We start from the raw sequence: 19202 nt of genomic DNA on the forward strand, positions 1-19202 counted from the left end.
CTCGTGGCTCCGGAGATGCCAGTGATGCGAGCAAGGAGCTTTTCCGATGCTTCTCACCCGTCGTTCCGTCCGTACCGCCGCCGTCGCCACCGGGGCGGGCCCGGCCGCTTCTCCGCCACCTTCTTCGCCGGCAAGGGCGGGCGGCCCTGTGACAAGCTCTCCGTCCCCGGCGGCAAGAGCTGGACCCGCGACCTCCACGGGAACCTCGTCGCCCGCCACCGCTGAGACGCGGGCGCGTGAAAAGGGCCGCCCCGCGCCTTCAACGGCGCGGGGCGGCCCCCTCGTGCGTCCGGGATCAGACCGCCGGCTCCGGCTCCTCGGCCGCCGGCTCCTCCTCCGGCTCGACCGGGGTCTTCACCGAGTCCAGGAGCAGCTGGGCGACGTCCACGACCGTGACGGACTCCTTGGCCTTGCCCTCGTTCTTCTTGCCGTTCACGGAGTCCGTGAGCATGACGAGGCAGAACGGGCAGGCGGTGGAGACGATGTCCGGGTTGAGGGACAGGGCCTCGTCGACGCGCTCGTTGTTGATGCGCTTGCCGATCCGCTCCTCCATCCACATCCGCGCGCCGCCGGCGCCGCAGCAGAAGCCGCGCTCCTTGTGGCGGTGCATCTCCTGCTGGCGCAGGCCGGGGACGGCGGACATGATCTCGCGCGGCGGCGTGTAGACCTTGTTGTGCCGGCCCAGGTAGCAGGGGTCGTGGTAGGTGATGAGGCCCTCGACCGGGGTCACCGGGATCAGCTTGCCCTCGTCGATGAGGTGCTGGAGCAGCTGGGTGTGGTGGATGACCTCGTACTCGCCGCCGAGCTGCGGGTACTCGTTGGCGATGGTGTTGAAGCAGTGCGGGCAGGTCGAGACGATCTTCTTGGCCGACTTCGGCTTCTTGGTCGACTCGTCCTCGTCGTCCTCGCCGAACGCCATGTTCAGCATGGCGACGTTCTCGGCGCCGAGCTGCTGGAACAGCGGCTCGTTGCCCAGACGGCGCGGGGAGTCACCGGTGCACTTCTCCTCGCCGCCCATGATCGCGAACTTGACGCCCGCGATGTGGAGGAGTTCGGCGAAGGCCTTCGTCGTCTTCTTGGCGCGGTCTTCGAGGGCGCCGGCGCAGCCGACCCAGTAGAGGTAGTCGACCTCGGTGAGGTCCTCGACGTCCTTGCCGACGATCGGGACCTCGAAGTCGACCTCCTTGGTCCACTCGACGCGCTGCTTCTTGGCCAGGCCCCAGGGGTTGCCCTTCTTCTCCAGGTTCTTGAGCATCGTGCCCGCCTCGGACGGGAACGCGGACTCGATCATCACCTGGTAGCGGCGCATGTCGACGATGTGGTCGATGTGCTCGATGTCGACCGGGCACTGCTCGACGCAGGCGCCGCAGGTGGTGCAGGACCACAGGACGTCGGGGTCGATGACGCCGTTCTCCTCGGCGGTGCCGACGAGGGGGCGCTCGGCCTCGGCCAGGGCGGCGGCGGGGACGTCCTTGAGCTGCTCCTCGGTCGCCTTCTCGTCGCCCTCCATGGTCTTGCCGCCGCCCGCGAGCAGGTACGGCGCCTTGGCGTGCGCGTGGTCGCGCAGCGACATGATGAGGAGCTTGGGGGAGAGGGGCTTGCCGGTGTTCCAGGCGGGGCACTGCGACTGGCAGCGGCCGCACTCGGTGCAGGTGGAGAAGTCGAGGATGCCCTTCCAGGAGAACTGCTCGACCTGGGAGACGCCGAAGACGGCGTCCTCGGCCGGATCCTCCCAGTCGATCTCCTTGCCGGCCGTGGTCATCGGCTGGAGCGCGCCCAGGGCGGTGGAGCCGTCGGCGTTGCGCTTGAACCAGATGTTCGGGAAGCCGAGGAAGCGGTGCCAGGCGACGCCCATGTTGGTGTTGAGCGAGACCGTGATCATCCAGGTGAAGGACGTGACGATCTTGAGGCACGCGAAGAAGTAGGTGAGGTACTGGATCGTGCTCAGGTCCAGGCCGTCGAGCAGGGCGATCAGCGGGTACGAGGCGAAGAAGCCCGGCTCCCAGCTCGTCACGTGGTGCTGGACGCCTTCGAGGGCGCGGAGCGTCATGATGCAGACGCCGACGATCAGGATGACGGCCTCGACGAAGTACGCCTGGCCGGTCTTGGAGCCGGCGAAGCGGGACTTGCGGCCCGCCTTGGTCGGCTTGCTCAGCTGGCGGATGACGATGAGGGTCACGATGCCGAGGACCGTCATGAGGCCGAGGAACTCGGTGAAGATCTCGTACGGCAGCCAGTCGCCGATGAACGGGATCAGCCAGTCGGCCTGGAAGAGCTGGCCGAAGGCGTTCACGATGGTGAGGAGCAGCGAGAAGAAGCCCACCGCCACGAACCAGTGCGCGAAGCCGACGATGCCCCAGCGGTTCATGCGCGTGTGGCCGAGGAATTCCTTGACCAGCGTGATGGTGCGCTGCTTGGGGTCACCGGTGCGCGTGCCGGCGGGGACCGGCTGACCGAGCCGCACGAAGCGGTAGATCTGCACGGTGGCGCGGCCGAACAGCGCGACGGCCACCACCGTGATGGCGATCGACACGATGATCGCGGCGAGTTGCATGACGGGCTCCTCGGGCGGGCCTACTAAGCGGTAACTTATTGAGTTCCTGCTGAGATTACCCGGTCACGGCGCCGCGCTGTAGCGGCGCTCGCGGTGATATGTGTCGCTCAGGCAAACCTTGCCGCGCGACGCCTGCGTACTGCTGGAAGCGTACGCGCAAGGACCAGCAGATCCATCCCCAGCCAGTGGTGGTCCACATAGTGGAGGTCGAGGAGCTCGCGCTCCTCCCACGGCAGGTCCGAACGACCGCTGATCTGCCACGGTCCGGTGAGCCCGGGGCGTACGGAGAGCCGGCGCCGGCCCTCGCCCGCGCACTCCCGGTGGGTCGGGGCCAGCGGGCACGGTCCGACGAGCGACATCCGGCCCGTGACGACGTGCAGCAGCAGCGGCAGTGCGGCCAGCGGGCTCTTCGTGCGGAAGGTGAGCATCGTGAAGGGCCGCCCGTCGAGACCCGCCACGGTCCGGCGGCGCAGCAGCCCGCCCGTACCGCCCCCGCCGCCGAGGGCCACGGACAGGGCGGTGCCGACGACCAGCGGCGAGAGGACGAGGAGCAGGAGCGTCCCGACCGTCACGTCGAGGGCGCGCTTGGCCGTCATCGCGCGTTTGGCCGTCGTCGCAGGTTTTCCCGCCGTCGCTCGCCGCTCTGTCGCCCCGGGCTTCTCCGTCGCCCCGGGCTTCTCCGTCGTCCCGGGCTTCTCCGGCGTCGCTCGCTGCTCCGTCATCGCACGCCTCCCGTCGTCGCGGGCCTCGCCGTCATGCGGTCACACCCTCCGGCGGGAATCCTGGGACGGATGGGGAACGGGATAGGGATATGTCCGGACTCTCTCACGCGGACCCGGTCAAATCCGGGAGCGACGCGCCCTTTGAGTGTCCCGACCGGCGAAGAGTTGAGTCGACCGGACTCAGGTCTGTTGACGCGGTCGGGTTCCTCGTGCATCCTTGAGTCAGATCCACTCAAGTCAGTCAGCTGGAGGAACCGAAATGGCACGTGCGGTCGGCATCGACCTGGGCACGACTAACTCCGTCGTCAGCGTTCTGGAAGGCGGCGAGCCCACCGTCATCACCAACGCCGAGGGCGCCAGGACCACGCCGTCCGTCGTCGCCTTCGCGAAGAACGGCGAGGTGCTCGTCGGCGAGGTGGCCAAGCGCCAGGCCGTCACCAACGTCGACAGGACCATCCGGTCGGTCAAGCGCCACATGGGCACCGACTGGAAGATCGACATCGACGGCAAGTCCTTCAACCCGCAGCAGATGAGCGCCTTCATCCTGCAGAAGCTCAAGCGCGACGCCGAGGCGTACCTGGGCGAGAAGGTCGTCGACGCGGTCATCACCGTCCCGGCGTACTTCAACGACTCCGAGCGTCAGGCCACCAAGGAGGCCGGTGAGATCGCGGGCCTCAACGTCCTGCGCATCGTCAACGAGCCGACCGCGGCCGCCCTGGCCTACGGCCTGGACAAGGACGACCAGACGATCCTCGTCTTCGACCTCGGTGGCGGCACCTTCGACGTGTCCCTGCTGGAGATCGGCGACGGCGTCGTCGAGGTGAAGGCCACCAACGGTGACAACCACCTCGGTGGTGACGACTGGGACCAGCGCGTCGTCGACTACCTGGTGACGCAGTTCCAGAACGGCCACGGCGTGGACCTGGCCAAGGACAAGATGGCCCTCCAGCGTCTGCGCGAGGCCGCCGAGAAGGCGAAGATCGAGCTCTCGTCCTCGACCGAGACCACGATCAACCTGCCCTACATCACGGCCTCCGCCGAGGGCCCGCTGCACCTGGACGAGAAGCTCACGCGCGCCCAGTTCCAGCAGCTCACCTCCGACCTGCTCGAGCGCTGCAAGGTGCCGTTCCACAACGTCATCAAGGACGCGGGCATCCAGCTCTCCGAGATCGACCACGTCGTCCTCGTCGGTGGCTCGACCCGCATGCCGGCCGTCGCCGAGCTCGTCAAGGAGCTGACCGGCGGCCAGGAGGCCAACAAGGGCGTCAACCCGGACGAGGTCGTCGCCATCGGCGCCGCGCTCCAGGCCGGTGTCCTCAAGGGTGAGGTCAAGGACGTCCTGCTCCTCGACGTGACCCCGCTGTCCCTCGGCATCGAGACCAAGGGCGGCATCATGACCAAGCTCATCGAGCGCAACACCACGATCCCGACCAAGCGGTCCGAGATCTTCACGACGGCCGAGGACAACCAGCCGTCCGTGCAGATCCAGGTCTACCAGGGCGAGCGCGAGATCGCGGCGTACAACAAGAAGCTCGGCATGTTCGAGCTGACCGGTCTGCCGCCGGCCCCCCGTGGCGTCCCGCAGATCGAGGTCGCCTTCGACATCGACGCCAACGGCATCATGCACGTGACCGCGAAGGACCTGGGCACGGGCAAGGAGCAGAAGATGACCGTCACCGGCGGCTCCTCGCTGCCGAAGGACGAGGTCGACCGGATGCGCCAGGAGGCCGAGCAGTACGCGGAGGAGGACCACCGCCGCCGCGAGGCCGCCGAGACCCGCAACCAGGGCGAGCAGCTCGTCTACCAGACGGAGAAGTTCCTCAAGGACAACGAGGACAAGGTCCCCGGCGACGTCAAGTCCGAGGTCGAGGCCGCGCTCGGCGAGCTGAAGGAGAAGCTCAAGGGCGAGGACACCGCCGAGATCCGCACCGCCACCGAGAAGGTCGCGGCCGTCTCGCAGAAGCTCGGCCAGGCCCTGTACGCCGACGCCCAGGCCGCCCAGGCCGCCGGCGGCGACGCCGGTCAGGCCCAGGCGCAGGACGACGACGTCGTCGACGCCGAGATCGTCGACGAGGACAAGCCGAAGGGTGGCGCTGCCTGATGTCGGAGGAGACCCCGGGCTTCGAGGAGAAGCCCGACGTCCCCGCCGACGGCACGCCCGAGGAGACCGAGGCCGCCGACTCCGCCGACCAGGCGGAGGGGGCGGCCCCGGCCGGGGACGCCACTGACGTGGCTCTGCTGGCGCAGCTGGACCAGGCCCGCACGGCGCTCACCGAGCGCACCGGCGACCTCCAGCGGCTCCAGGCCGAGTACCAGAACTACCGCCGCCGCGTGGAGCGGGACCGGGTCACGGTCAAGGAGATCGCCGTCGCGAGCCTCCTGTCCGAGCTCCTGCCCGTGCTCGACGACGTCGGCCGGGCCCGGGACCACGGCGAACTCGTGGGCGGGTTCAAGTCGGTGGCCGAATCGCTGGAGACCGTCGTCGCCAAGATGGGTCTGCAGCAGTTCGGCAAGGAGGGCGAGCCCTTCGACCCGACGATCCACGAGGCCCTGATGCACTCGTACGCGCCGGACGTCACCGAGACGACCTGCGTGGCGATCCTGCAGCCCGGGTATCGGATCGGCGAGCGGACCATCCGTCCCGCCCGCGTGGCCGTCGCCGAGCCCCAGCCGGGCGCCCAGGCGAAGGCGGAGGAGTCGGATGACTCCGAGAAGGACAGCGAGTAACAGCCGTACCCGCACGCGGGAGGAGGGACGTCGATGAGCACGAAGGACTTCGTCGAGAAGGACTACTACAAGGTTCTCGGCGTCCCCAAGGACGCCACCGAGGCCGAGATCAAGAAGGCGTACCGGAAGCTCGCCCGCGAGAACCATCCGGACGCCAACAAGGGTGACGCGAGCGCCGAGGCGCGCTTCAAGGAGATCTCCGAGGCGAACGACGTCCTCGGCGACCCCAAGAAGCGCAAGGAGTACGACGACGCCCGCGCCCTCTTCGGGAACGGCGGTTTCAGAGCCGGCGGTCCCGGCGCCGGAGGTTCGTTCAACTTCGACCTGGGCGACCTCTTCGGGGGCGCCCAGGGCGGGGCGGGCGGCTTCGGCGGCGGCGGACTCGGCGACGTCTTCGGTGGACTGTTCAACCGCGGCGGGGGCGCCGGTCGCACCCAGCCGCGGCGCGGCCAGGACATCGAGTCCGAGGTGACGCTCAGCTTCACCGAGGCCATCGAGGGCGCGACCGTGCCGCTGCGGATGTCCAGCCAGCAGCCGTGCACGGCGTGCTCGGGCACCGGCGACAAGAACGGCACGCCCCGGGTGTGCCCGACCTGCGTCGGCACCGGGCAGGTCTCCCGCGGCAGCGGCGGCGGCTTCTCGCTCACCGACCCGTGCGTGGACTGCAAGGGCCGCGGCCTCATCGCCGAGAACCCCTGCGAGGTCTGCAAGGGCAGCGGGCGGGCCAAGTCCTCCCGCACCATGCAGGTCCGCATCCCGGCGGGTGTCAGCGACAACCAGAAGATCCGTCTGCGCGGCAAGGGAGCGCCGGGCGAGCGCGGCGGGCAGAACGGCGACCTGTACGTCGTCGTGCACGTCGACGACCACCCGGTCTTCGGTCGCAAGGACGACAACCTCACCGTCACGGTGCCGGTCTCCTTCTCGGAGGCGGCGCTCGGCGGCGAGATCAAGGTGCCGACCCTCGGCGGCCCCGCGGTCACCCTCAAGCTGCCCGCGGGCACCCCGAACGGCCGGACCATGCGCGCCCGGGGCAAGGGCGCGGTCCGCAAGGACGGCACGCGCGGCGACCTCCTGGTGACGGTCGAGGTGGCGGTGCCGAAGGAGCTGGACGACAAGGCACGAGAGGCCCTGGAGACCTTCCGCGAGGCGACCGCCTCCGAGGATCCGCGGGCCGAGCTGTTCCAGGCCGCGAAGGGAGCGTGACCCGGTGGAAGGGCGCAGGCGTAATCCGTTCGAACTGACCGACGAGTCTCCGGTGTACGTCATCTCGGTGGCGGCCCAGCTCTCCGGGCTGCACCCGCAGACCCTCCGGCAGTACGACCGCCTCGGCCTGGTCTCCCCGGACCGCACGGCCGGGCGGGGCCGCCGCTACTCGGCCCGTGACATCGAGCTGCTCCGCCAGGTGCAGCAGCTGTCGCAGGACGAGGGCATCAACCTGGCCGGAATCAAGCGGATCATCGAACTGGAGAACCAGGTCGCGGCGCTCCAGGCCCGCGTGTCCGAGCTGTCGGCGGCGGTCGAGGGCGCGGCGGCGACGCTGCGCCAGCGCGAGGCCCAGGTGCACGCCTCGTACCGCCGGGACCTGGTTCCGTACACCGATGTGCAGCAGACGAGCGCCCTCGTGGTGTGGCGTCCCAAGCAGCGCGGCGAGTAGCCCTTCACCTCGTCACGGCAGAGGCCCCCTCCCCGGTGGAGGGGGCCTCCGCCGTGTCCGGGGCCGTTCGGGTGTCCCGTCGGTCGTTCCGATGTCCCGTGGGTCGTTCCGACGGCCCGTCGGTCCTTCGGACGGCCCGTCGGTCGTTCAGCTGTCCCGTTCGAGGATGCCGGACTGGGCGATCAGATAGCCGAGCTGCGCGCGGCTGCCGCTGCCGAGGGCGGCGGCGAGCTTGGCGATGTGCGCCCGGCAGGTCCGCACGTTCATCCCGAGCCGGCGGGCGATGGCCTCGTCGACGTGCCCCTCGACGAGGAGCCGGGCGATGGAGCGCTGGACGCCGCCGATGCCGTCCGTCTTGATGTCGTACGGGATCTCCTCCCGTATCGGCACCGCCAGCTGCCAGAACTGGTCGAAGACGCCGCCGAGGTAGGCGACCAGACCGGGGTGGCGCAGCTCCAGGGCGACCTGGCGGTCGCTGCGGGCCGGGATGAAGGCGACCTCGCGGTCCACGATGATCAGCCGGTCGATGATCTCTTCGAGGGTGCGGACCTGGACCTCGGGGCCGACGTGCTCCAGATAGGTCAGCGTGAGCTCGGTGTGGCGCGCGGTGTGCTGGTAGAGCGTGCGCATGCTGATGCCGCGCCCCAGGAGCGGGGAGACGCGGTCGAGGGCCTCGCTGAGGGCCTGGGCGGGCCGCCCGCCGCCCGGCTGGACGGTGAGGAGCTCCTGGCGGCAGTTGGCCACGACGCGGTCGAGGGTCGAGTTGATGCGGTCGATGCCCTCGAGGACGGTGATGGCGTGGGTGGAGAGGGAGTCGTGGGCGCTGATGGCCATGAACGGCTCGAAGGCGTCCGACAGGGCGACGGTGCGCCGGCGGCGGTCGAGGATCTCGCGTTCGATCGGCTGGAGCAGCTGGGCGAGGGCCGCGGAGGGGGGAACCGGACGCAGCCACTGGGCGTCGTCGGGGTCGGGGTGGAGCAGGGACAGGTCGAGGAGGCAGGGTGCCTCGACCGCCTCTGACCGGGGTATTCGGCCGGTGCGCAGAGCGGCCGCGTACAGCTCGGAGCCCGCTTCGCACAGTTCGGCGTGCGAATGAGGGTGACCTGTTTCGTCCGCTTGTTTCCGCATATGTACACCCCCAGGCTCCTGCATCTCAGGAACATGATGCCTGGGTTTGGTGGTGCAGGCGCAGAGAGTAAGCCATCGTCTTACTCGCGGGGGTTGGAAAAGAGACGTTGCCTTCAAGTGAGGTTGCTCGGTGATGATGAAGAAGCTCATACGCGCGGCGGCCGGATTCGCCTTCATCGCGGCCGCCACAGTGGGCGCGGGAGTGGCCCTCGACCCGGGCTGGCACTCGGAGCCGGCGCAGGTGCAGGCCGCTCAGCTCGACCCCGGTTGGCACCTGGCCGACGCCACGCTCGTCTATGACCCGGGCTGGAGCGTGGCCCCCCAGCAGGACCCCGGCTGGAGCTAGTCGGGACATGAATGTTCCCGATGACCCCAGGTTCCGCCGGGAGATGGCCTCGGCCTATCGCTCCGGCTGGCACTTCGTCGATCTCGCCACGGCAATCCCCCACCGTGGCGACTCGCTGAAGGTCACCCTCTTCGGAGAGCCGATCGTCGTCGCCCGTGAGCAGGACGAAGACGTCCGCGCGTACCGCTGTCTGCGCCGTCCCCGCGGCGCTCCGCAGCCCATCCGCTGTGCCATCCGGTACGGCATGATCTTCGTCAACCTCGATCAGCGGGACCACCAGCTGATCGAACCGGAGGCCATCACCGCCACCCCCCGCAGTGCCTGAGCGATTCCCCCGTCGTTGTAGATCGCTCCGGCACTTCCCCCACACAGCGGCGCCATCGCGGACCTGAAACGCGATGGCGCCGCTGTGCTTTTCCCTGCCCGCCGCGCCCTTCCCGCCCCCTCAGGCGCGGCCCATGGCCCGGGTGAGGGCGATCTCGATGACGACCCGGTCCGGGTTCGGGCTCGGCGTGCGGCCGTAGCGCTCGGCGTAGCGGGCGACGGCGTCCTCGACGACCTCCGCCTCCGTACGGATCCGGGCGACGCCCTCCAGGGTGGCCCAGCGCCCCTTGTCGACCTGGCAGACCGCGACCCGCGCGCCCTCCGCGCCCGCCGCCAGGACGTTGGCGACCTTCCGGCTGTTCTTGTTGGTGATCACGCGCGCGTACCCGCCCTCGGGGTCGTACGTGACGCCGACCGCGACGACGTGCGGGGTGCCGTCCGGGCGCGGGGTGGTCAGGGTGCACATGTGGTACTCGCGCCAGAAGCTCAGGTACGAGTCGGAGGGGTTCCTGGGGTCTGTGGCCATGCCCGGAAACTACCCGCGGGAGGGCGCCCTCCGACACCTTGAGCGGAGTCGACTCAACTTTGTGTACCCTGGAGAGGTCATAGAAGGAGAGGACCCACGAGAACCCAGAAGGAGCACCGCACGTGGACGCCGAACTGACCAACAGGAGCCGGGACGCGATCAACGCGGCGAGCAGCCGCGCCGTGTCGGACGGACACGCCGACCTGACCCCGGCCCATCTGCTGCTCGCGCTGCTGACCGGTCAGGACAACGAGAACATCACCGACCTGCTCGCCGCCGCCGAGGCCGACCAGGCGCTCGTCCGCGCCGGTGCGGAACGGCTCCTCGCCGGCCTGCCGAGCATCACGGGGTCCACGGTCGCGCCCCCGCAGCCCAACCGCGACTTCCTCGCCGTCCTCGCCGACGCCGACAGGCGCGCCAAGGAGCTCGGCGACGACTTCCTCTCGACCGAGCACCTGCTCATCGGGATCGCCGCCAAGGGCGGCCAGGCCGGTGAGATCCTCGACCGGCAGGGCGCGAGCGCGAAGAAGCTGCTCGACGCCTTCGAGACGAGCAGGGGAGGACGCCGGGTGACCACGCCCGACCCGGAGGGGCAGTACAAGGCGCTGGAGAAGTTCGGCACGGACTTCACCGCCGCCGCGCGCGAGGGCAAGCTGGACCCGGTCATCGGCCGCGACCACGAGATCCGGCGCGTCGTCCAGGTGCTGTCCCGCCGCACCAAGAACAACCCGGTCCTCATCGGCGAGCCCGGCGTCGGCAAGACCGCCGTCGTCGAGGGCCTCGCCCAGCGGATCGTGAAGGGCGACGTCCCCGAGTCCCTGAAGAACAAGCGGCTCGTCGCGCTCGACCTCGGCGCGATGGTCGCCGGCGCGAAGTACCGCGGCGAGTTCGAGGAGCGCCTGAAGACCGTCCTCTCCGAGATCAAGGAGAGCGACGGCCAGATCATCACCTTCATCGACGAGCTGCACACGGTCGTCGGCGCGGGCGCCGGAGGCGACTCCGCCATGGACGCCGGCAACATGCTCAAGCCGATGCTGGCCCGCGGCGAGCTCCGCATGGTCGGCGCGACCACCCTCGACGAGTACCGCGAGCGGATCGAGAAGGACCCCGCCCTGGAGCGCCGCTTCCAGCAGGTCCTGGTCGCCGAGCCGACCGTCGAGGACACCATCGCGATCCTCCGCGGCCTCAAGGGCCGGTACGAGGCCCACCACAAGGTGCAGATCAACGACTCCGCCCTGGTGGCCGCCGCGACCCTCTCCGACCGGTACATCACCTCCCGCTTCCTCCCCGACAAGGCCATCGACCTCGTCGACGAGGCCGCCTCCCGGCTCCGCATGGAGATCGACTCCTCGCCCGTCGAGATCGACGAGCTCCAGCGCTCCGTGGACCGGCTCCGCATGGAGGAGCTGGCCCTGAAGAACGAGACGGACGCGGCGAGCAGGCAGCGCCTGGAGAAGCTGCGGCGCGACCTCGCCGACCGCGAGGAGGAGCTGCGCGGCCTCACCGCCCGCTGGGAGAAGGAGAAGCAGTCCCTCAACCGGGTCGGCGAGCTGAAGGAACGCCTCGACGAGACCCGCGGCCGCGCCGAGCGCGCCCAGCGCGACGGCGACTTCGACACCGCCTCCAAGCTGCTGTACGGGGAGATCCCGGGCCTGGAGCGGGAGCTGGAGGCCGCCACCGAGGCGGAGGCCCAGCAGGAGGCGGCCAAGGACAGCATGGTCAAGGACGAGGTCGGCCCCGACGACATCGCGGACGTGGTCGGCTCCTGGACCGGCATCCCCGCCGGCCGCCTCCTGGAGGGCGAGACGCAGAAGCTGCTCCGCATGGAGGACGAGCTCGGCAAGCGGCTGATCGGCCAGTCCGAGGCCGTCCGGGCCGTCTCCGACGCGGTGCGCCGCACCCGCGCCGGGATCGCCGACCCCGACCGGCCCACCGGCTCCTTCCTCTTCCTCGGCCCCACCGGCGTCGGCAAGACCGAGCTGGCGAAGGCGCTCGCCGACTTCCTCTTCGACGACGAGCGGGCCATGGTCCGCATCGACATGTCGGAGTACGGCGAGAAGCACTCCGTCGCCCGTCTGGTCGGCGCGCCCCCCGGCTACGTCGGCTACGAGGAGGGCGGCCAGCTCACGGAGGCGGTCCGCCGCCGCCCGTACAGCGTGGTCCTGCTCGACGAGGTGGAGAAGGCGCACCCGGAGGTCTTCGACGTCCTGCTCCAGGTCCTGGACGACGGACGCCTGACCGACGGGCAGGGCCGGACGGTGGACTTCCGCAACACCATCCTGATCCTGACCTCGAACCTGGGCAGCCAGTACCTGGTCGAGCCGCTGACCTCGGAGGAGGTGAAGAAGGAGCAGGTCCTGGAGGTCGTGCGGGCGAGCTTCAAGCCCGAGTTCCTCAACCGGCTGGACGACCTGGTCGTCTTCTCCGCGCTCGACCGGGCCGAGCTGGGGCGGATCGCGAAGCTCCAGATCGACCGGCTCGCCAGGCGCCTCGCCGACCGGCGCCTCACCCTGGACGTCACCCCGGAGGCCCTGGAGTGGCTCGCCGAGGAGGGCAACGACCCCGCGTACGGCGCACGGCCGCTGCGCCGTCTGATCCAGACGGCGATCGGCGACCGGCTCGCCAAGGAGATCCTGGCGGGCGAGGTCGTGGACGGCGACACGGTCCGGGTGGACCGCGTCGAGGGCGGGCTGATCGTGGGGGCGGCGCAGTAGCTCAGGTGTCGAAGGCCTCCACGCGTACGAGGGCGGTGACCCCGTCCTCGTACGCGACCCGGACGCGCACGTACAGCGTCTCGTCGTACGACACGTCCACGCACCGGTCCTGCTCGCAGCCGAAGGCGGGCTCCCCGGTCGGATAGGTCGCTTCCAGCCATCCCGCGACCTCGGCGCGCGGCATCCGGAACTCGGCCGTGGCCCGGGTGTCCTGCCAGTGGGCCGCCGTGCAGCGGGCGTCCCCGGCGCTCGCCGGGAGGCTTCCCCGGGCGAACGTCATCATCTCGGCGCAGTCGACCTGCTTCGTCTCGCCGATCTCGCTCCACGCCATGGCGCCCCAGACCAGGACGGCGATCGGGCCGCCGCAGAACAGGGTCACCAGGGCCGACACCCAGACCCAGGTCCACGGGCGCGGCTTCACCGGGCGGTTCCTCGTCTTCGTTTCCTCCCCCATGGGCACGAGATCATGTCAGCCGGCAGCGGATCTTGCCGCTTCCGGCGCGGCGGGGCTTGCCACGCACCGCCCGCCATGGGGGAGGATGGCGAGCATCCGTACGAAGGGAAATACACGGTGAGCATCGACCCGTCCTCGATTCCGAATTTCGGGGGCCAGCCCCAGCCTCAGGCAGCAGGACCGGCGGGCCCCGTCGTCCCCGACCAGGACCTCGTCAAGCAGCTCCTCGAGCAGATGGAACTCAAGTACGTCGTCGACGACGAGGGTGACCTCGCGGCGCCGTGGGAGGAGTTCCGCACGTACTTCATGTTCCGCGGCGAGGCCGAGCAGCAGGTCTTCTCGGTGCGGACGTTCTACGACCGTCCGCACTCGGCCGACGACCGCGCGAAGATCCTCGACGCGATCGACGACTGGAACCGCCGCACCCTGTGGCCCAAGGTCTACACCCACCTCCACGAGGAGGAGGACGGCTCCGCCACCCTCCGCCTCATCGGCGAGGCCCAGATGCTGATCGGCACCGGCGTCGCCCTGGAGCACTTCGTGTCCTCCACGGTCAGCTGGGTCCGCGCGTCGATCGAGTTCGACAAGTGGATCGTCGAGCAGTTCGGCCTGGAGTCCCCGGAGGCCAAGGCCGAGGGTGCCGAGGGCGGTGACGAGGAGGCCTGAGCCTCCCGTCCCGCGCCGGGCGCCCACGAGGGCCCGGATCCCCTCCGCGGGGTCCGGGCCCTCGCGCGTCCGGGGCGCGCCGACTCAGGCGAGGCGCTTGAGGCGGGAGACGGCCTCCTCCAGGACCTCGGTCTTCTTGCAGAAGGCGAAGCGGACGAAGGGGGCGCCCTCCTCGCGGTGGTCGTAGAAGACCGCGTTGGGGATGGCGACGACGCCCGCGCGCTCCGGGAGGGAGCGGCAGAAGGCGAAGCCGTCGGTGGCGCCGAGGGGCCGGATGTCGGTGGTGACGAAGTAGGTGCCGGCCGGGCGGTAGACCTCGAAGCCCGCCTGGGCCAGGCCCTCGCTCAGCAGGTCCCGCTTGGCGCCCAGGTCGGCGCGCAGGCCGTCGAAGTAGGCGGCGGGAAGGCGGAGGGCCTCGGCGATCGCGTACTGGAAGGGGCCCGAGGAGACGTACGTGAGGAACTGCTTGGCCGAGCGGACGGCCGTGGTCAGCTCGGGGCTCGCGGTGATCCAGCCGACCTTCCAGCCCGTGAACGAGAACGTCTTGCCGCTCGAACCGATGGTGACCGTGCGCTCCCGCATGCCGGGCAGGCTCGCGATCGGCAGGTGCTCGGCCCCGTCGAAGACCAGGTGCTCGTAGACCTCGTCCGTGACGACCAGCAGGTCCCGCTCGACCGCCAGCTCGGCGACGGCGGTCAGCTCGGCCCGGGTGAGGACCGTGCCGGTGGGGTTGTGCGGGGTGTTGAGCAGGATCAGCCGGGTGCGGTCGGTGACGGCGGCCCGCAGTTCGTCGAGGTCGAGGGCGTAGGCGCCCTCGTGGGGGCGGAGGGTGACGGGGACCCTGGTGCCGCCGGCCATCGCGATGCAGGCGGCGTACGAGTCGTAGTACGGCTCCAGGGCGATCACCTCGTCGCCCGGCTCGACCAGGGCGAGCAGGGCCGCCGCGATCGCCTCGGTGGCGCCCGCCGTGACGAGGACCTCGGTGTCGGGGTCGTACGCGAGGCCGTACCGTTCCCGCTGGTGGTCGGCGATCGCCGAGCGCAGCTCGGGGACGCCGGGGCCGGGCGGGTACTGGTTGCCGCGGCCGTCCCGCAGCGCGCGGACCGCCGCCTCCCGGATCTCCTCCGGGCCGTCGGTGTCGGGGAAGCCCTGGCCGAGGTTGATCGACCCGGTCCTGGCGGCGAGCGCGGACATCTCGGCGAAGATCGTCGTCCCGAACTCGGCGAGACGGCGATTGAGCAGCGGTCGTGTCATGACCGCCATCCTGGAGCCAAGCTCTGGACTTGCTCAAGTGCGCTTTGGGGGGCGTCCGGGACGGGGATCGCCCTGGCATGGACATAGCATTCTTCATCGCCGGGATCGCGGTCGTGATCGCGGTCGTGGTGGGGGTCGTCGCGAGCGTGCTGAGCGGGACGACGCGGGCGAGCCGCGGTGGCGGCGGTGGTGACAGCTGGTGGGCCGACTCGTCGTCCTCCTCCTCTTCCTCCTCCTGCTCGTCGTCCTCGTCTTCTTCCTCCTCCTGCTCGTCCTCCTCCTCTTCCTCCTGCTCCGGCTCGTCGTGTTCGAGCTCCTCCTGCTCGTCGTCCTCGTGCTCCAGCTGCTCCAGCTCGTCCTCGTGCAGCTGAAGCTCTGGACTCGCTCAATTCGGCTTTGACGGGGTGTCGGACCGGGCATCCCCCTCGCACAGAAGAACGGGGGTAGTACCGATGGAATTCGTGATCTTCATCGTCTTCGCGCTGGTGGTGATCGGACTGTTCTCCGGCACCCGGAAGAAGGGCGGGGGCAAGCGGCGCGGAGGGCGCCGGAGCGGGAGCGGGAGCAGCTGGGCCGACGGGGGCGGGGGCGGCGGCTGTGGTGGCGGCAGCTCCTGTGGCTCCGGCAGCTCGTGCGGGTCCGGTTGCGGTGGTGGGGGCTGCGGCGGCAGCTGATTGAACAAGTGAGCTGTTGGGTCCCCGAAGGGGTTGGAAAACACAGCAAGTTGGGTAAAAACGCTGCGAGTCGCCCGACGCACGTGGTTCTCTCGCTCCTGACAGAGACAGCCCTCGGACCGTGTGTGGACCCGAGCCGGCGATTCCCCACTCCCGTAGAACCCTTCTCCGGGGCGCCCCCGGCCCACCCGTCAAACCGTGTTTGCGGAGCCGACCCATGCTCACCACCCTGAAGACCTCCTATACCGATACGCGCGCGTCCGATCTGGCCTGGGCCCTCGGGCGCGAGCCGCTGCCCGCGCTCGCCGTGCTCGATCTCGAACTCTCCGGTGCCAAGCTGCAGTTGAGGCTGCTCGGCGCGTCCCATCAGGTCCTCCTGGAGGAGGAGGGGCGCCACTGCTCGGAGACCGTGGCCTGCATGCCGGGCAGCAGCACCCCGCTCCCGCTCGGCGTGTCCAAGCGCGTCGGCGAATGGGAGTACGAATTCTCGGCGCGCGTCGAGACGCTCACGAACGGCTCCTTCGCGGGCCGTGCGCAGGAACTGCTCGCGCTCGTCGCCGATCACCCCAACGGACTCGCGGGGACCTTCCCCGGCTCCCCGCACGCCTTCACGGCGATGCTGGCGCAGCGTCACGAGGGCCAGGTGCGGTGGCGCACCTGGCACGCCTACCCGCAGGAGGGGCAGCTGGTGGTGACCAGGACCCACATCGGTGAACGTATGCCCGCCACGCTCTGATGCGCCCTCCTGGAGCTCCATGTGCACTCGTGTGGGTGACAAGGGGTGCGTCTGCCGTGACGTAGCGTTACGCTCATGATCGAGCCGACCGTGACCATGCCACCCAAGAGGGTGCGCCGGCCGCCTGTGCGGCGGTCCGTGCGGCCGCCGCGCGAGGCGGTACGGTTCCCGGTCCTCGCGGTCGTCTTCGTCTGCGCCGCCTGCGGCCTGGTCTACGAGCTCGAACTGGTCGCCCTCGCCTCGTACTTGATCGGCGACTCGGTCACCCAGGCCTCCGTCGTGCTCTCCGTGATGGTCTTCGCGATGGGAGTGGGCTCGCTCCTCGCCAAGCGGCTGCGCTGCCGCGCCGCCGTCGGCTTCGGTCTGGTCGAGGCCGGGCTCGCGCTGATCGGCGGCTGCTCGGCGATGGTGCTGTACGCGGCCTTCGCCTGGCTGGGCGAATCGCGGCACGTCCTGGTGGCGTTCTCGCTCGCCATCGGGGTGCTCATCGGTGCCGAGATCCCGCTCCTGATGGCGCTCATACAGCGGCCGGCACGGGAGCACGCCGGGCGCGCCGGGCGGCAGGCCGCGCTCGGGGAGCAGGACGACGCCGCCGGGACGGTCGCCGACCTCTTCGCCGCCGACTACGTCGGCGCGCTCGTCGGCGGCCTCGCCTTTCCCTTCCTGCTGCTGCCCTGGCTCGGCCAGCTCACCGGCGCGCTCGTCACCGGCGCGGTCAACGCGGTCGCGGGCGGCGGCCTGGTCCTCTGGGTGTTCCGCCACGACCTGACCCGCCGTTCCCGGGCCCTGCTCGTCGCCGTGAACCTGTGCGTCCTGACGGCCCTCGCCACCGCGACCGTGCTCGTCGACGACTTCGAACAGGCCGCGCGCCGCGCCGTGTACGGGGAACCGGTACGGGTCGCCGTCCACACCGACCTCCAGGAGGTCGTGGTGACCGGGGGCCGCGAGGAGCCTCCCGACCTGTTCCTCGACGGGCGGCTGCGGGTGGCCGGCCGGGACGAGTACCGCTACCACGAGGCGCTCGTGCACCCCGCGATGAACGGCCCGCACGCGCGCGTGCTGATCGTCGGCGGCGGCGACGGGATGGCCGCCCGCGAGGCCCTGCGCTACGCCGGGGTCCGGACCGTCACCGTCGTCGAGCTCGACCCGGGGATCGTCCGCCTCGCCCGCACGGACCCGGCGCTCTCCGGGCTCAACGAGCAGGCCTTCCGCGACCCCCGCGTCCAGGTGGCCTACGCGGACGCGTTCAACTGGCTGAGGGGCGCCGCCGATCGTCTGCAGGAACGGTACGACGTGGTGATCTCCGACCTGCCCGACCCGGGGATCACCCCCAGCACCAAGCTCTACTCGGAGGAGTTCTACGGCCTGGTGGCCCGGGTCCTCGCCACCGGCGGACGGTTCGCCGTGCACGCCGGATCGGCCACCGACCGGCCCCGCACCTACTGGACGGTCGACGCCACCCTGCGCGCCGCCGGCTTCGCGACCAGCCCGTTCAGCGCGGCCGGCCGCACCCCCGGCTTCGCCGCCGGACCCGACCGCGCCGACCGCGCCGGCCGTACGGGGCGGGGGCCGCGCGACTGGGGCTTCCTCCTGGCCGTACGGGGCGACCGGCCCCCCGCCCTCGGCCTCGCCCCCGACGCGCCCCGGCTGCGCTCGCTCGGCCCCGGGACCCTGGAGGCCGCCGCGCGCCGCGCCGAGCGGACCCGGGGCGCCACGCCGCCGCCCTCGACCCTGGTGCACCCCCGGTACGGGGCCTGACGGAGGACCCCTCGGGGCGAACAGGCGACGCCGGGCCCCCGCCTGAGTAGGCTCGGCTTCCATGGAGCATGAGGTGTTCGTCCCCGTCCCGGCCGAAGCCCTGCGCGCGACGCTCACGGACCCGGCCCGCGTGGTGCGCTGCGTGCCCGGTCTCCAGCGGGACGCCGACGAGGAGGCCGGACCCCTCACGGGCCGGCTGAAGGTGCGGGTCGGCGGCAACACCATCACCTACCGGGGTGCCCTCAAGGTCGTCGAGCGGGACGGGGCCATCACCTACGAGGGGGAGGGCACCGAGGTGCGGGGCAAGGGCTCGGCCGAGCTGTCCCTCACCGTCGTCCTCACCCCGGTGGCCGAGGGGACCAGCATGAGCTTCACCGGCGCCCTCACGGCGGTCGGCCGGCTCGCCGACGCGACGGACGAGGCACGCGCCACGGCGGGCACCAGGCTCCTCGACAAGTTCGTGGAGGCGGTGGCCGCGCTGGCGGACGAGCCCTCCGAGGCACCGGAACGGCCGGACACGGCCCCGGAAGGGGCCGCGGCACCGGAGGAGAGCCCGGCTTCGGAGGAGAGCCCGGTTCAGGAGGAGGCCGACGACGACGGGGTCGACGACGGGGCGGAGGAGTCCCCCGAGCGGGGCTCCGCCTACGACGCGCCGCTGCCGCCCTCCTCCCTCGACCCGCTCCTCGACGAGGACTTCGGCGACGCCCCGATCGAGTTCCCCTCCCCGCAGCCCGCCGCCGAGGCCGCCCACGCCCGCCGGACCATGATCGGGCGGTCCGCCGAGGAGGTCGACCACGCGCCGCCGCGCGGCCGGTACGCCCCCGTCCCCGCCCCCGAGGCGACGAGCGCAGGCGCCACCCTGCGCTGGATCGCACCGGCCGCGGCCCTCGCCCTCGCCTCGGCCGTCGTCGTCGGCCGGGCCCTGCGCCGCCGCCGCTGAAACGGCCCCCGCGGGCTAGGGTCGG

General features: G+C 70.8%; 19 protein-coding genes. 13 read left to right on the forward strand and 6 right to left on the reverse strand.

Annotated elements, in window-relative coordinates:
* The first annotated feature begins 24 nt into the window (after positions 1 to 24).
* A complete protein-coding gene (locus ACIGW4_RS05245; RefSeq protein ID WP_398708189.1) occupies positions 25 to 225 on the forward strand; it encodes a hypothetical protein in 201 nt (66 codons plus the stop codon).
* A gap of 70 nt (positions 226 to 295) precedes the next feature.
* On the opposite strand, the gene ACIGW4_RS05250 is transcribed toward ACIGW4_RS05245, so the two are convergent.
* Positions 296 to 2554 (reverse strand): (Fe-S)-binding protein, encoded by a 2259-nt coding sequence (locus tag ACIGW4_RS05250; RefSeq protein ID WP_359586759.1) that lies wholly within the window; start codon positions 2552 to 2554, stop codon positions 296 to 298.
* A 107-nt stretch (positions 2555 to 2661) separates the two neighbouring features.
* The gene (locus ACIGW4_RS05255; protein WP_399578601.1) at positions 2662 to 3276 is read right to left on the reverse strand and encodes a sugar transferase; all 615 of its coding nucleotides are present in this window, start codon (positions 3274 to 3276) and stop codon (positions 2662 to 2664) included.
* Between the two features lie 259 nt (positions 3277 to 3535).
* On the opposite strand from ACIGW4_RS05255, the gene dnaK reads away from it, so the two are divergent.
* The 4 genes from dnaK to ACIGW4_RS05275 are packed head-to-tail and all read left to right on the forward strand — an operon-like array spanning position 3536 to position 7657.
* Positions 3536 to 5377 (forward strand): molecular chaperone DnaK, encoded by a 1842-nt coding sequence (gene dnaK / locus ACIGW4_RS05260; RefSeq protein ID WP_123453274.1) that lies wholly within the window; start codon positions 3536 to 3538, stop codon positions 5375 to 5377.
* On the forward strand, positions 5377 to 6003 hold the full coding sequence (gene grpE / locus ACIGW4_RS05265) for a nucleotide exchange factor GrpE (protein ID WP_123453272.1): 627 nt from the start codon (positions 5377 to 5379) through the stop codon (positions 6001 to 6003). The genes dnaK and grpE overlap by 1 nt, the downstream gene beginning before the upstream one ends.
* Before the next feature lie 33 nt (positions 6004 to 6036).
* Positions 6037 to 7206, forward strand: a complete 1170-nt coding sequence (gene dnaJ, locus ACIGW4_RS05270; RefSeq protein ID WP_123453270.1) for a molecular chaperone DnaJ — start codon at positions 6037 to 6039, stop codon at positions 7204 to 7206.
* A gap of 4 nt (positions 7207 to 7210) precedes the next feature.
* Positions 7211 to 7657, forward strand: a complete 447-nt coding sequence (locus ACIGW4_RS05275; protein WP_123453268.1) for a heat shock protein transcriptional repressor HspR — start codon at positions 7211 to 7213, stop codon at positions 7655 to 7657.
* 147 nt (positions 7658 to 7804) lie between these two features.
* Here ACIGW4_RS05275 and ACIGW4_RS05280 read toward each other — a convergent pair whose 3' ends face one another.
* Positions 7805 to 8785 carry a helix-turn-helix transcriptional regulator gene (locus ACIGW4_RS05280; RefSeq protein WP_123453266.1) on the reverse strand — a complete coding sequence of 327 codons (981 nt, stop codon included), beginning with the start codon at positions 8783 to 8785 and terminating at the stop codon, positions 7805 to 7807.
* A 133-nt stretch (positions 8786 to 8918) separates the two neighbouring features.
* Between ACIGW4_RS05280 and ACIGW4_RS05285 the strand changes: the two genes are divergently transcribed.
* A complete protein-coding gene (locus tag ACIGW4_RS05285) occupies positions 8919 to 9131 on the forward strand; it encodes a hypothetical protein (RefSeq protein ID WP_123453264.1) in 213 nt (70 codons plus the stop codon).
* 7 nt (positions 9132 to 9138) lie between these two features.
* Positions 9139 to 9456: a (2Fe-2S)-binding protein gene (locus tag ACIGW4_RS05290; RefSeq protein WP_041129982.1), complete on the forward strand. Its 318-nt coding sequence runs from the start codon at positions 9139 to 9141 to the stop codon at positions 9454 to 9456.
* A 120-nt stretch (positions 9457 to 9576) separates the two neighbouring features.
* Here ACIGW4_RS05290 and ACIGW4_RS05295 read toward each other — a convergent pair whose 3' ends face one another.
* A complete protein-coding gene (locus ACIGW4_RS05295; RefSeq protein ID WP_123453262.1) occupies positions 9577 to 9981 on the reverse strand; it encodes a pyridoxamine 5'-phosphate oxidase family protein in 405 nt (134 codons plus the stop codon).
* Positions 9982 to 10103: 122 nt separating this feature from the next.
* Here ACIGW4_RS05295 and clpB point away from each other — a divergent pair, with 122 nt between their 5' ends.
* Complete coding sequence (clpB, locus tag ACIGW4_RS05300; protein WP_399578607.1) at positions 10104 to 12695, forward strand: ATP-dependent chaperone ClpB; 2592 nt, start codon at positions 10104 to 10106, stop codon at positions 12693 to 12695.
* Between the two features lies 1 nt (position 12696).
* On the opposite strand, the gene ACIGW4_RS05305 is transcribed toward clpB, so the two are convergent.
* Positions 12697 to 13116 carry a hypothetical protein gene (locus ACIGW4_RS05305; protein ID WP_398708199.1) on the reverse strand — a complete coding sequence of 140 codons (420 nt, stop codon included), beginning with the start codon at positions 13114 to 13116 and terminating at the stop codon, positions 12697 to 12699.
* 150 nt (positions 13117 to 13266) lie between these two features.
* Here ACIGW4_RS05305 and ACIGW4_RS05310 point away from each other — a divergent pair, with 150 nt between their 5' ends.
* Positions 13267 to 13815, forward strand: coding sequence for a YbjN domain-containing protein (locus ACIGW4_RS05310; RefSeq protein ID WP_190155587.1), 549 nt, complete (start codon positions 13267 to 13269; stop codon positions 13813 to 13815).
* 84 nt (positions 13816 to 13899) lie between these two features.
* Here ACIGW4_RS05310 and ACIGW4_RS05315 read toward each other — a convergent pair whose 3' ends face one another.
* The gene (locus tag ACIGW4_RS05315; protein ID WP_123453255.1) at positions 13900 to 15078 is read right to left on the reverse strand and encodes a pyridoxal phosphate-dependent aminotransferase; all 1179 of its coding nucleotides are present in this window, start codon (positions 15076 to 15078) and stop codon (positions 13900 to 13902) included.
* A 190-nt stretch (positions 15079 to 15268) separates the two neighbouring features.
* On the opposite strand from ACIGW4_RS05315, the gene ACIGW4_RS05320 reads away from it, so the two are divergent.
* The 4 genes from ACIGW4_RS05320 (at position 15269) to ACIGW4_RS05335 (ending at position 19177) form a co-directional block, all read left to right on the forward strand.
* Positions 15269 to 15469 (forward strand): hypothetical protein, encoded by a 201-nt coding sequence (locus tag ACIGW4_RS05320; protein ID WP_399578611.1) that lies wholly within the window; start codon positions 15269 to 15271, stop codon positions 15467 to 15469.
* Positions 15470 to 15960: 491 nt separating this feature from the next.
* A complete protein-coding gene (locus ACIGW4_RS05325) occupies positions 15961 to 16479 on the forward strand; it encodes a DUF2617 family protein (RefSeq protein ID WP_123453251.1) in 519 nt (172 codons plus the stop codon).
* Between the two features lie 75 nt (positions 16480 to 16554).
* Positions 16555 to 18237: a polyamine aminopropyltransferase gene (locus ACIGW4_RS05330; protein ID WP_359586763.1), complete on the forward strand. Its 1683-nt coding sequence runs from the start codon at positions 16555 to 16557 to the stop codon at positions 18235 to 18237.
* 61 nt (positions 18238 to 18298) lie between these two features.
* Positions 18299 to 19177 carry an SRPBCC family protein gene (locus ACIGW4_RS05335; RefSeq protein ID WP_399578613.1) on the forward strand — a complete coding sequence of 293 codons (879 nt, stop codon included), beginning with the start codon at positions 18299 to 18301 and terminating at the stop codon, positions 19175 to 19177.
* Positions 19178 to 19202 lie beyond the last annotated feature (25 nt).

Source organism: Streptomyces sp. NPDC053513, assembly GCF_044544765.1.
Classification (GTDB): Bacteria; Actinomycetota; Actinomycetes; order Streptomycetales; family Streptomycetaceae; genus Streptomyces; species Streptomyces litmocidini.